At 72.0% G+C, this 11,518-nt stretch carries 11 protein-coding genes; 4 read left to right on the top strand and 7 right to left on the bottom strand.

Annotated elements, in window-relative coordinates; translation table 11 throughout:
* Position 1: 1 nt before the first annotated feature.
* The 3 genes from Q3Y56_RS05730 to Q3Y56_RS05740 are packed head-to-tail and all read right to left on the bottom strand — an operon-like array spanning position 2 to position 3,610.
* The gene (locus tag Q3Y56_RS05730; protein ID WP_304460871.1) at positions 2 to 1,609 is read right to left on the bottom strand and encodes a (2,3-dihydroxybenzoyl)adenylate synthase; all 1,608 of its coding nucleotides are present in this window, start codon (positions 1,607 to 1,609) and stop codon (positions 2 to 4) included.
* Positions 1,606 to 2,802 carry an isochorismate synthase gene (locus Q3Y56_RS05735; RefSeq protein ID WP_304460872.1) on the bottom strand — a complete coding sequence of 399 codons (1,197 nt, stop codon included), beginning with the start codon at positions 2,800 to 2,802 and terminating at the stop codon, positions 1,606 to 1,608. The genes Q3Y56_RS05730 and Q3Y56_RS05735 overlap by 4 nt, the downstream gene beginning before the upstream one ends.
* Positions 2,803 to 2,818: 16 nt before the next feature.
* On the bottom strand, positions 2,819 to 3,610 hold the full coding sequence (locus Q3Y56_RS05740) for a 2,3-dihydro-2,3-dihydroxybenzoate dehydrogenase (protein WP_304460873.1): 792 nt from the start codon (positions 3,608 to 3,610) through the stop codon (positions 2,819 to 2,821).
* Positions 3,611 to 4,036: 426 nt separating this feature from the next.
* On the opposite strand from Q3Y56_RS05740, the gene Q3Y56_RS05745 reads away from it, so the two are divergent.
* Complete coding sequence (locus Q3Y56_RS05745) at positions 4,037 to 4,588, top strand: dirigent protein (RefSeq protein ID WP_304460874.1); 552 nt, start codon at positions 4,037 to 4,039, stop codon at positions 4,586 to 4,588.
* A gap of 286 nt (positions 4,589 to 4,874) precedes the next feature.
* A complete protein-coding gene (locus Q3Y56_RS05750; RefSeq protein WP_304460875.1) occupies positions 4,875 to 6,299 on the top strand; it encodes an FG-GAP repeat protein in 1,425 nt (474 codons plus the stop codon).
* A 108-nt stretch (positions 6,300 to 6,407) separates the two neighbouring features.
* Here Q3Y56_RS05750 and Q3Y56_RS05755 read toward each other — a convergent pair whose 3' ends face one another.
* A complete protein-coding gene (locus Q3Y56_RS05755; protein ID WP_304460876.1) occupies positions 6,408 to 6,974 on the bottom strand; it encodes an O-methyltransferase in 567 nt (188 codons plus the stop codon).
* An 87-nt stretch (positions 6,975 to 7,061) separates the two neighbouring features.
* Positions 7,062 to 8,498, bottom strand: a complete 1,437-nt coding sequence (locus Q3Y56_RS05760) for a VCBS repeat-containing protein (RefSeq protein WP_304460877.1) — start codon at positions 8,496 to 8,498, stop codon at positions 7,062 to 7,064.
* A 215-nt stretch (positions 8,499 to 8,713) separates the two neighbouring features.
* Here Q3Y56_RS05760 and Q3Y56_RS05765 point away from each other — a divergent pair, with 215 nt between their 5' ends.
* The gene (locus Q3Y56_RS05765) at positions 8,714 to 8,986 is read left to right on the top strand and encodes a hypothetical protein (RefSeq protein WP_304460878.1); all 273 of its coding nucleotides are present in this window, start codon (positions 8,714 to 8,716) and stop codon (positions 8,984 to 8,986) included.
* Positions 8,987 to 9,158: 172 nt separating this feature from the next.
* Positions 9,159 to 9,791: a DUF6875 domain-containing protein gene (locus tag Q3Y56_RS05770; RefSeq protein WP_369696715.1), complete on the top strand. Its 633-nt coding sequence runs from the start codon at positions 9,159 to 9,161 to the stop codon at positions 9,789 to 9,791.
* 145 nt (positions 9,792 to 9,936) lie between these two features.
* On the opposite strand, the gene trpD is transcribed toward Q3Y56_RS05770, so the two are convergent.
* Together trpD and Q3Y56_RS05780 are read right to left on the bottom strand one after the other, a co-directional pair.
* Entirely contained in the window at positions 9,937 to 11,055 is a 1,119-nt protein-coding gene (gene trpD / locus Q3Y56_RS05775; RefSeq protein ID WP_304460880.1) for an anthranilate phosphoribosyltransferase, read from the bottom strand.
* Between the two features lie 2 nt (positions 11,056 to 11,057).
* The gene (locus Q3Y56_RS05780) at positions 11,058 to 11,270 is read right to left on the bottom strand and encodes a hypothetical protein (RefSeq protein ID WP_304460881.1); all 213 of its coding nucleotides are present in this window, start codon (positions 11,268 to 11,270) and stop codon (positions 11,058 to 11,060) included.
* Between the last annotated feature and the right edge of the window lie 248 nt (positions 11,271 to 11,518).

Consider the following 11,518-nt stretch of genomic DNA (forward strand, 5'->3'; position numbering starts at 1 on the left):
ATCACTCCTTCGTCGCGAGCGCGGCCAGGGCCGCCCTCAGCTCGCGCTTGCTGGTCTTGCCGACGCCGGTCACCGGGAACTGCTCGACGACCTGGACCAGGTCCGGCACCTTGAACGCGGCCACCCCGCGCTCGCGCACGAACCTGCGCAGCTCCGGCCCGGTGGGCGACGCGCCCGCGGCGGGCACGACGTAGGCGCAGGTCCGCTCGCCCAGGTACGGGTCCGGCACCGCGACGACGGCGGCGTCGAGCACGTCCGGGTGGGCCATCAGGTGGTTCTCGACCTCCTCGGCCGCGACCTTCTCCCCGCCCCGGTTGATCTGCTCCTTGGCCCGGCCGACGACTTCCAGCTGCCCGGAGGGCGTGCGGCGCACCAGGTCGCCGGTCCGGTAGAAGCCGTCCGGGGTGAACGCGGTGGTGTTGTGCTCCTCGGCCCGGTAGTAGCCGCGGATCGTATAGGGGCCGCGGGTCAGCAGCGCACCCGTCTCCCCCGGCGCCACGTCGGCGTCGGTGTCCGGGTCGACGACGCGGATCTCGTCGTCGGGCGAGATGGGGCGGCCCTGCGTGCCGAGCACGATCTCCTCGGGGTCGTCCAGGCGGGTGTAGCAGACCAGGCCCTCCGCCATCCCGAACACCTGCTGCAGCCGGCAGCCCAGCGCGGGGCCGATCCGCTCGGCCAACTCGCGCCCGCACTTGGCGCCGCCGACCAGCAGCACCTCCAGAGAGGACAGGTCACGGTCGGTGCGGGCCGCGGCCTGCACCCACGCGGCGGCCAGCGGCGGCACCACCCCGGTGATCGTGACCCGCTCGGCTTCGATCAGCCGGAACGCGGTGTCCGCGTCCGGCCGCGGTGCCATGACCGTGGCCGCGCCCGCGTACAGTGCGCCCAGCACCCCCGGCGAGCTGAGCGGATAGTTGTGCGACACGGGCAGCGTGGCCAGGTAGACGCTGTCCGGGCGCAGTGCGCAGATCCGGGCGCTCTCGCGGACGCTGTAGAGGTAGTCGTCGTGGGTGCGCGGGATCAGCTTCGGCAACCCGGTGCTCCCACCGGAGAGCTGAAGGAACGCCACACCCTCCGGGTCGGGGTCGGGCAGCTCGCGCGGCGCCGTCGCGGCCAGCCCGTCGAACTCCTCCGACCCGACCACCAGAACCCGCCGTACGGAGTCCACTTCGGACGCGACGGCACGGGCGGTCGCCGCGTGGTCGTGTCGCTCGTGCTCGCCGACGGTGACGATGGCGGCGGCCTCGCTGTGCGCGGCGAAGTGCCGCAACTCGCTGTGCCGGTGCGCGGGCAGTGCGAACACCGGCAGCACGCCCGCACGCCACATCCCGAACACCACCGGCAGGAACTCCGGGATGTTGGGCAGTTGCAGCACGACCCGGTCGCCGGGCGCGAGCCCGGACTCCACTAAGCCCGCCGCGATCCGGTGTGCCCGCTCGTCCAGCTCGGCGAACGTCCACCGGCTGTCCCCACCCACGACGGCGGTCCGTTCGGCGTACGCGGTGGCCAGCGACGTCAGCAGCGCTCCGAAGGTCTGTCCGCGCCAGTGGCCCGCGGCCCGGTAGCGCGCGGCGACCTCCGACGGCCAGGGCACGTGGTCCGCGGTCACGCCACATCCTCCAGGCCGAGGGCACGCAGCAGCGTGCGGAACTTCGCACCGGTCTCTGCCAGTTCGGCCGTGGGGTCCGAGCCCGCGACGATCCCGGCCCCGGCGAACAGGCGGACCGTCCGGTCGCACACCTCGGCGCTGCGGATCGTCACCGCCCACTCGCCGTCGCCGTCGAGACCGGTCCAGCCGACCATCCCCGCGTAGTAGCCGCGGTCCTCCGGTTCCAGGTCCGCGATGGCCGCGCGTGCCCCGGCCTCGGGCACGCCGCATACCGCGGGGGTCGGGTGCAGCGCCTCTGCCAGTCCCAGCGCCGAGCAGGCAGGGTCGGTCGGGTCCGCCAGCCGTCCGGTGATCCGGGTGGACAGGTGCCACATCGTCGGCGTGCCGATCACCTCGGGCCGTGCGGGCACTTCCAGGTCGACGCAGAACCGGCCGAGTACCTCGGCCACCTGCGCGGTGGTGTGGGCGTGTTCGCCGAGGTCCTTGGCCGAGTCACGCAGCCGCGCGACCCGCTCACGGTCGAGCGCCTCGTCGCCCGACCGGGGGGCCGACCCGGCCAGCGGGTTGGCCACCACGGTCGCGCCGCGCCGGGACACCAGCAGCTCGGGACTGGCCCCGACCAGCGTGCGCGGGGCGGAGTCGCCGGGCGCGGTGACGTCGACGGCGAAGGCGTAGGCTGCCGGGTCCGCCCGCACCAGCCGGGCCAGCAGCGCGGGCACCCACACAGGGGCGTCGGCGGTCAGCTCCAGGCAGCGGGCCAGCACGACCTTGCGCAGGTCGCCACGGTCGATCAGCTCCAGTGCCCGGCGGACGCCGTCGACGTAGGCCGCGGGCTCGGGGCGCGGGGCGACCGTCCACGCCGTCCCGGACTCGGCGTCGGGGGCCCGCACGCCCACGGGGGCGCCCGCACGCCGCACCACGGCGGGCACCACCAGGCCCGCCTCCGCCTCCGGCCGGAACCCGACCGCCCCGGCGACCACGGGCTCGGACACCCCCGCCGCCGCGGCCGCACGGAGCGCCTCGGCCGCGGCCAGGGCATGCTCCCCGCCCTCGGGCCGGACCCGAGCGTGCACGCCGTCGGCGAGCAGCGTCCCCCCTGCAGAGGAGAAGTAGAACGAGCCGGGCAGGTAGGCGGCCAGCAGGTCGGCCGCTCGGTACACGGGTCTGGGGCGCACCAGCGCGGGTATGGACACGTCAGCGATTCCTTCCTCAGGCGCGCAAGGTCGCGCCGCCGTCGACGAACAGGTTCTGCATGGTGATGTGCCGGGCGCGGTCGGAGACCAGGAACAGCACGGCGTCGGCGATGTCGGTGGGGTCGGCGATGCGACCCAGCGGAATGCCCACCCGGTACTGCTCGGGGGTGCCCGCGATCACGCGCCCGAGATCGGCCCCCTCCGTCTCGTCCGTCCACAGCTGACGCTGCATCGGGGTATCGGTCGAGCCGGGCGAGACCACGTTGCACCGGATGCCGTGACGGGCCACCTCGAGCCCGAGGCAGCGAGTGAGCATGGTGGCCGCGGCCTTGGAGGCGGCGTACGCGCCCATACCCGTGCGCGGCACGCCCGAGGCGTTGGACGTGACGGTCACCAGCGAGCCGCGCCCGCGGGGCACCATCCGGCGGGCCAGTTCGCGCAGGACGACGAACACCCCGGTGGTGTTCACGGAGAAGGTGTCCGCCCAGTCCTCGTCCGTGGTCTCGCACAGCGGTCCCGGCCGCAGAATGCCCGCCACAGACACCCCGATGCCGATCGGCCCGATGTCGTGCTCGGTCCTGTCGACGACATCGGCGACCGCGGAAGCGTCTGCCACGTCGGCGGTGAAGGGCACGACCCGCCCGTGTAACCGGTCCGCGAGATCCGCCAGACCGTCCGCGTCGATGTCGACGGCGGCGACGGTGGCGCCCTCGCGGACCAGTCCGTCGACCACGGCCGCGCCGATCCCTCTGGCCGCCCCGGTAACCAGGGCGACCGAGCCCGCGACCCCCGCATTCCCAGTCGGCATGCTCTCCCCTCCCCCATTTTGCTAGGTAAGGCTAACCTAATTAACAATGTGGGGTGTGTGCAAGCGATCTACGTGCCGCGCGACCTCGCATCACATGACGTCCCGTCATGTGACGGTGTGTCGTATGCCCCTGCGTCATATCGCTGCGCTGCCCTACGCGATCGGCCTCAAGCGGAGCACGGCGGTGCACTTGACGACCTGACCTGCCCGAACTTGCCGGCCCGGTGCTCGCCGGCCGTCGGCTTCAGCCGCGCCGGGCCGGCGTTCTTCAGCTGTGGGAGCGCCCACCCGAACAGCCGCGTCCGGCGGCACGCCTGCTCATGTCGCACTACGGTGAAAATCGGCATTTCCCAACGGGATCCACCTGACCAGAGCGGAAGAAGCCGCACGCGGAGTGGAGGCACTTCCGGGGAGCAGGAGAACACTATGAGCATCGGCAAGCGGCGGATCCGGTATGCCGCTCTGACCACGGGCGCTGCCGTTCTGGCGTCGCTGACGATCAGTGGCTTCGTGCCTCCCGGGGTCGAACAGGACGGCAGCCGGGGCCGGCCGCCCGCGCCCCGCCCCGTCAACCCCTCCCCGGCGACAGGCGCCCGCGTCATCCATGTGGAGGCCAATCTGCTGGTCGGCGAAGAGGTCGATCTGGGTGCGCCGGGCCGTAGCGTCGGAGACCAGTTCGTCTTCAGCGGGAACCTGCTGTCGACCGAGAGACCGGCAGGTCGCGTCGTCGGCCGCTTCGGCGGGTTCTGCGTCATCACCGACCTGGAGCGCAATGCCGGACAGTGCTCGATCTCCGCGGTGTTCCGACGAGGACAGATCACCGTCCAGGGCGAGCAGGCCGGAATCCCGACGCCCAGTCCGGTCACCAACGCCATCACCGGAGGCACCGAGGAGTTCCGCGAGGCGCACGGCGAGATGAGGCTGAGAGTCCTGACCCCGGCGACCTGGGATCTCACGTTCCATGTGACCGGCCACTGACCGGACCACCAGGAGGCCGACCCGATTCACCAACCGGATGCCCCGGACCGCGATCGGTCCGGGGCATCCAGCCTGCAATGTTCGGACTGGGGCATTCCGTCTGGGCCCCTGGGGCGTCGGCATGCCGATAGGCGCGATCTACGTCTCGTTCACTTCGGCGACACCCGCGTACAACCGTGCGTACGGCTCGCGTGTCACACACCAGAAATCCCGCTTCACTGCACAGAGCTGCCCGCCCCACACACGCAGACCCACGCACCCCCCTCACGGATTCATGGAGATCCACTTGCGCAGAAAGACTTTCTCGGCGGCCATCTTCTGCTCGACCGCCGTCCTCGCCATATCCGGCCTGAGCGCGGGCACCGCCTCCGCGGCCCCGTCCGGTCTCAAGGGCGACTTCAACGGCGACGGGTATGCGGACCTGGCGGTCGGCATGCCGAAGGCGGCCGTCGGCGGCAAGGCCAAGGCCGGCTTCGTCAACGTGGTGTGGGGCAGCCCGAAGGGCCTCGGCGGGAAGGGCTCCACCACCATCAGCCAGGACACCACCGGGGTTCCGGGCACCGCCGAGGCGGGCGACCTGTTCGGTACGGCGGTCGCCGCCGCCGACCTCAACGGCGACGGCTACAGCGACCTGACCGTCACCGCGCCGGGCGAACAGCTCACCGGCACCGGAACCAACCGCGAGGGCACCGCCACCGTCCTGTGGGGCTCGGCGACCGGCTTCAACAGCGGGCTCACCGCCGCCAAGGGCGAGGCCGACGGCCGGCTCGGCAGGCTGCTGACGGTGGGCGACTACGACCACGACGGCCACAAGGACCTCGCTCTGAGCACGGCCGGCGAGGAGGGCGGCGCGATGCAGCTGCGCCGGGGGCCGTTCACCGCGGACTCGTCCACCACCACGTCCCTCATCGAGGGGTACCAGTTCGCCGCTCCCCAGGCCGTCACCACGGGTGACTTCGACGGCGACGGCAGCGACGACCTCGCGGTGACGTACGACGGCATGGAGATGGCCGGCACACATGTCCTCAGCAAGGCATCGGGCGACTGGAAGGGGATCTGGTCCACCGGCGACCACGGTTCCGCCCTCGTCGCCGGTGACCTCAACGGCGACCAGAGGACGGACCTCGCCATCGGTCTCGTCCAGGCCAACCCGGAGGCCGACAGCACGCTCTGCGAGGACCGCCTCGGCGGCGCGGTGGCCGTGATCCTGGGTAAGCCGGGTACCACCCTCGGCGGCATCGCCACGTGCGCCACGCAGTCCTCCCGGGCCGTCGGCGGTACCGCCGAGGCCGAGGACAACTTCGGCGCGGCGCTCGCCGTCGCCGACGTCGACCGGAGTGGCCACGACGAGCTGGTCGTCGGCGTCAGCCACGAGGGGGTCGGCACGCAGGCGAAGGCAGGCGCCTGGTACTCCCTCTCCATCCTCCAGGACGGCACGCCGGTCGGCTCGCCCCGCACCCAGAGCACCGAGCGGGTGCCCGGTACGGCGGAGGCGGGCGACCGCTTCGGCGGGGCCGTCGCCAGCGGCGACTACAACGGCGACAACTACCTCGACATCACCGTGGGCGCGCCCGGCGAGAACGCGAGCTCGGGCGGTGTCTGGGACTTCCAGTCCCGCGAGGAGGGCGACCCGCTCCCGATCCTCTCGGTGACGCCAGGCAGCCTGGGACTGCGCGGAGCGGTCGAGTTCGGCGGGACGATCAACCGCTAGGTCTGTCCTGTCCGACGGATCGTGCTCTGAGCCAGGGTCGGATCGTGACTGTGGTGACGGTGGCGTGGAAGCCGTAGGCAGAGCCGCCCCTGCGTGAAGCCCTCTTGGCTAGAGGCGGCGTGCCGCGACGACCGCTGAACTGGCTGGTGTGGTGAGTACTTCGGTGGCGTCCAGGGCTGGATGAGTGAGGTAGAACAGGCGGAGCTCATCCACTTCGCCGCCGAAACGAGGCGGCCAATGGGGCGAGGGGGTGAAGTCGTCCAGGATGAGAAGGCCACCGGGAGCAAGCAGCTCGACGACCCCCTGAGGATCGTCGCGTTTGCCCCCGCCGTCGCAGAAGAAGACATCGAAGGGGGCATGCTGCTCAAGCAGTCGCCAGTCCCCGGTGAGAATGGTGACGCGCTTGTCGTCCGCGAAGACGCCGGCCGCTCGACGGGTCAGCTCCTCGTCACGTTCTACGGTAACCAGGCGTGCACCGGCGCCAAGGCCGCTGTGCAGCCAGGCGGTGCCCACTCCCGAGCCGGTGCCGCTCTCCGCGATGGTGCCGTGGGGCTTCGCAGCAGCGGCCAGCCTGAGCAACCTGCCCACCTCGGGGATGCAACTCTTCTTGAATCCCGCCTCGGACGCGACACGCTCCGCGGCCACCACGCCAGGCGGAACCGCACGTTCTGCCATGATCCCCCCTTCACCGTGAACATGACGCTACCCGCCGGCAGGGGCGTCCGCACGGAGTTCGGCGCGAAAGGGAACGGGCTCCTGTGGTCAGCTCCTGCCGAAGTCCTTGGTCTTGACGAAGCGGCGGTCCGTCTTCGACGGGCCGTTCTCCGTTCCGCGCAGGATCCAGTAGCCGGCGTCCTTGCGGGGCTTGCGGAAACCGAACGTGCCGATGAGGAGCTCGTCGCGGCCGTCGGTGTCGAGGTCGGCGAGGTACAGGTCCCAGCCGAAGTCGTCGCGGTCACCCTTGCTCCGTGGGGAGCCGCCGAGGCCGATCGCGTGCCGGTCGATGGTGATGGTGCGGGCCGCGCTGAGGCCGTCCTTGCCGCCGAGCACCACCGTCACCTCGCCGATGCGGGGGTCCTTGGCACGGGTCTCGGTCGCGATGTCGTCGTGGCCGTCGCCGTTGATGTCGCCTACCGCGAGGTCGTAGCCCACCTTCAGCTTCCCGAGCCCGGCGGCGCGGGCCTTGGCCCGGCCGGGGCCCTTGTCGCTGCCGTAGACGGCGACGGCCTGATCGTCGTCCTGGCCTCTCGCGAGGATGTCCTGCTTGTCGTCGCCGTCGAAGTCCCCCGTGGCGACGGGGATGGAGCCGTTCGTGATGCCGGGGACGGACCCGGCGGGCTTCAGCCCTTTGGCCGTTCCCCGGTAGAACGTGGCGTCGATGACGTCTTCCGGCAGGCCCTCCTCCAGGCGCGCGTCCTCCTCGTCATACTCGGCCTTCGTCACCAGGTCGTCCCTGCCGTCGCCGTCGAAGTCGCCGACGACCGTGTGGGCCACCGGCGCCCAGCCCTTGTAACCCACGTCGGTGGTCGAGGTGGTGCGGGCCGCGCCGTCGCCGCTGAGCGGGCCGTGCAGGACCGTGGCGGGCTGCGGCTTGGTCGGGGCGGACTCGCTGTCGTTGGGCTCCGCGAGAGTCAGCAGGTCGAGGGCGCCGTCGCCGTCGAAGTCACCGGCGGCGGTGGCGCGGTCCACGTCGGCGGGCAGTTCGGTGGTGCCCCTGGGGCTGTCGGGACCGCCCCAGACAATGCGCTGCTCGGGCGCGTACTCCCCGCTGGGGTCGGGCACCATGTCGCTCGCCACGACGTCGGCGTAGCCGTCGTCATCCAGATCCCCGGTGAACTGGGTTGAGCTGTCGTACCCGATCGGTCCGTTGGTGATCCTGGGGTCGAGCTCGGGCAAGCGCTCCGTGACGCGGAATGCCGCGCCCGGTTCCAGGCCACCGGGTGCGGCGAGGGCGACGACGCAGTTGCGGTCCCACCCTCCGAACCCGGTCTTCCGCGCCCGGTACCAGCCGTTGACGACCACGTCGGCGTGCCCGTCGCCGTTGACATCGTCCCGGTTGGTTCCGCTTTTGTCCTGCTTCGAGGGGGATGGAGACGATTGCGCCGCCTTGCCGCCGCCGCCCGAGCAGGCCGTGAACAGCGGGGTGGTCACGCAGAGGCAGACCAGGGCGGCGACGAGGCGGCGGGGGTGGCGGTGCATGGCGCAAGTCTGCGAACCGCAACTCACGAACCCGTAACGGCCGGGGCAAGGCCCTGTCTCGGTCGGGACCGGGCCGCCGGACGTAGGCCGGGTGTGCGGCCGCGCCCACGACCGGCGGTACGGGGCGCCAGGATGGCGGAACGGCACGTGTCCTCCGGCCGATCACGTCGTTGTCAGGCCTCGAACCCCCCGCACAGATCGTTTCGGAGTGCCTGATGACGCTTCTCGTACGCCCTGCACACCCCGCACGCTCTGCCCGCCGCACCCGCCGCACCCGGCGGGCACGCCGCGGCGTGGGCCTGGCTGCCGTCCTCGTCGCCACCCTCTTCGCCACGGCCGCACCGGCGTCGGCGGACGGGCTCGGAACCATCATCAGCAACATCCCGGACATCGGCCGCGCCTGCCACCCCGGAAAGAGAATGCCCCATATCAACGTCGCCGGACTTCCCCTCGGCCCCACCGTCTACTGCCTCGTGACCGACCACTGAGGCGCGTTCGCCGCGTCATGGCGCCCTCACGTCGTGACGGCATGTCTTTTGGCGAGATGGCGGCGGGACCAGTTCCCCGGCCGCTGTGAAAGGCGGGCGATGCCGGGTGGATATCGGCAAAACCTAGCCTGGCAGCCAATCCGAATCATGCCGACGACGGAAATGAGGGCACATGTCCGGTGACCTGACAACCGAGGCTCGTGACTGGCTCACGGCATACGCTCCCGCCCCCCATCCTGACCTCGGCAGGAGCGGTGTCGTATGCCCGTACATGGTGAAGGCCCTGCGCCGCGACTACGTTCACATGGTCGAGTTCGACGCCGCCGAGGGCGACGAGGCGCTGATGGCGCTGGCCCGCGAGTTGCTGGGTGAGTTGCGGGAGCGGGCCGAGGGGGTGGGGTCCGACCGGATCTACCTGGTGAACATGGTGGTGCCGTACGGGCTGCCGGCCGACGAGCTGAAGGCGATGGTGGGCCGGGTGCATGCCGCGCTCAAGCCGGAATGGGTGGAGGCCGGCTACATGCTCGGTGACTTCTGGCCGGAGCACGAGACCATAGGGCTGCACAACGACGACTTCCGCCCGTTCACCAGCCCCTTGCCGCTGCTCGGGATGCGTCACATCGTCCCTGCCGACCTGTTCTTCTTCGTGAAGCACGAGCGGGTGCCCGCCGATCGGCTGTGGTGTCTGCGCGTCTTCCGGAACATCTTCGAAGGGCAGCTCAACGACTACTGGACCGAGCAGCTCGAAGCCGCCGAGGCCGACGTGCTTCACGAGCTGCGGGAGTTGGAGTCGGCCGCGGCCTGAGGAGCCGTACGGCGCGGCCTCTGTCGGCGCACCTGGCCCTTGCGGCGGGTGCGCCGACTGGTTTTCCCGCGGACCTGTTCCTTCATGACACGACGGCATGGCTGTGGGCGGGGCTCCTGCCCCGCCCACAGCCATGTTCTCCGTACTACGCCGCCGCGGCGTACCCCTCGCCCGCCACGGCCGTCCCGCTTGCCGCGGCCCAGCGGTCCAGGACGGCCCGCGCCGCGCCCGAGTCGACGGACCGGGCGGCCGCCGCGAGGGCGGGAGCCAGCCGGTCGGCGAGCGGCCTGTCGTCCGGGGTGGCCGCGGCCAGTGCCGCCGCCGCCGAGAGCAGCACCGCATCGCGGACCGGGCCCCGCTCCCCGGCGAGGACCCGCCGCGCCACCTCCGCGTTGTAGGCCGCGTCGGCGCCGCGGAGCGCCTCGGCCGGGGCGAGCGGCACACCGATCTCCCGGGGGTCGAAGCGCTCCTCGCGGACCTGTCCGTGGGCCACGGACCACACCCGCGAGGTCGTGGTCACGGTGAGCTCGTCCAGGCCGTCGTCGCCCCGGAAGACCAGGGCGGTGACGCCGCGCCGGGCCAGGACCCCGGCGATCAGCGGCGCCAGGCGGGCGTCCGCGACGCCGACGGCCAGCGCACGGGGCCGCGCCGGATTGGTCAGCGGGCCCAGGGCGTTGAAGATCGTGGGTATCCCCAGTTCGCGGCGGGGCGCCGCGGCGTGCCGCATCGCCGGGTGGAAGTCCGGCGCGAAGCAGAAGGTGATGCCGACGGACTCGGCGAGTTCGGCGACCCGGTCCACGGGCAGCCGCAGCGTCACCCCGAGCTCCTCCAGGACGTCGGCGGAGCCGGAGCGGGAGCTGGCGGCCCGGTTGCCGTGCTTGACGACCCGGGCGCCGGCGCCGGCCGCGACGATCGCGGACATCGTGGAGACGTTGACGGTGCAGGCGCCGTCGCCGCCCGTGCCGACGACGTCGACCGTGTCCCCGGCCACCCGGAGCGGGACAGCGTGGGCCAGCATGCCGTTCGCCAGCCCCTCCAACTCGCTCACCGTCTCGCCCTTGGCGCGCAGCGCGACCAGGAGTCCGGCGATCTGCGCGGGGGTCGCCTCCCCGCGCATCACGGTGTCCATCAGCCAGAGGGTGTCGGCCTCGGCGAGGTCCTGGCCGCGCAGCACGCTCCCGAGGAGGCGGGGCCAGGACCGGCTCCCGCGGCCGGCCGGCGACCGGTCCTCGGCCGGCGACCGGCCGTCACGTCCCGCGGTCATCGTCAGCCCCAGTCCTCGCTGCCGGGGCCGGAGCCGTTGTGCGCGGCTGCCGCCGCGTCGAGGGCCGTGGCGGAGGACGCGAACCCCCGGTCCGCGCCGTCACCTGCGGCGAGCCCGGCACCGGCGGTGCCGACCTGCAGGGTGGCGAGGATCGCTGCTCCGCCGACGAGCAGGCCCGCGGAATTCCGAATGCGATTGCTCCGAGTGAACTTCATGACGTGGATCCCCCTCGTGAAAAAAGCTTTCTGCGGCGGGTCGCCCCTTTTCGCGGCGGCGGCCTCCGCGGTACGAGGAAGACGTTAGGAAGGCCCGGCTTCACGTCGTTATCGTCCCCGCTTCGGGAGCCGCGCCGGGGGCGATAACGGCCGGTCCGCGCCCGCCCCCGCCCGTCCCGACCTGTGCCGACCTGCCACCGAACGGGCGTCCGGGCGCCGAAGCCCCGACCGAAAGGACGCGATAACGA

This window comes from Streptomyces sp. XD-27, from assembly GCF_030553055.1.
Lineage (GTDB): Bacteria > Actinomycetota > Actinomycetes > Streptomycetales > Streptomycetaceae > Streptomyces.

Excerpts from the sequence above, each read along its gene's own strand:
- Q3Y56_RS05740 (WP_304460873.1), bottom strand. The coding sequence starts at position 3,610 with ATGCCGACTGGGAATGCGGGGGTCGCGGGCTCGGTCGCCCTGGTTACC.
- Q3Y56_RS05745 (WP_304460874.1), top strand. The coding sequence starts at position 4,037 with ATGAGCATCGGCAAGCGGCGGATCCGGTATGCCGCTCTGACCACGGGC.
- Q3Y56_RS05755 (WP_304460876.1), bottom strand. The coding sequence starts at position 6,974 with ATGGCAGAACGTGCGGTTCCGCCTGGCGTGGTGGCCGCGGAGCGTGTC.
- Q3Y56_RS05760 (WP_304460877.1), bottom strand. The coding sequence starts at position 8,498 with ATGCACCGCCACCCCCGCCGCCTCGTCGCCGCCCTGGTCTGCCTCTGC.
- Q3Y56_RS05765 (WP_304460878.1), top strand. The coding sequence starts at position 8,714 with ATGACGCTTCTCGTACGCCCTGCACACCCCGCACGCTCTGCCCGCCGC.
- Q3Y56_RS05770 (WP_369696715.1), top strand. The coding sequence starts at position 9,159 with ATGTCCGGTGACCTGACAACCGAGGCTCGTGACTGGCTCACGGCATAC.
- trpD (WP_304460880.1), bottom strand. The coding sequence starts at position 11,055 with ATGACCGCGGGACGTGACGGCCGGTCGCCGGCCGAGGACCGGTCGCCG.
- Q3Y56_RS05780 (WP_304460881.1), bottom strand. The coding sequence starts at position 11,270 with ATGAAGTTCACTCGGAGCAATCGCATTCGGAATTCCGCGGGCCTGCTC.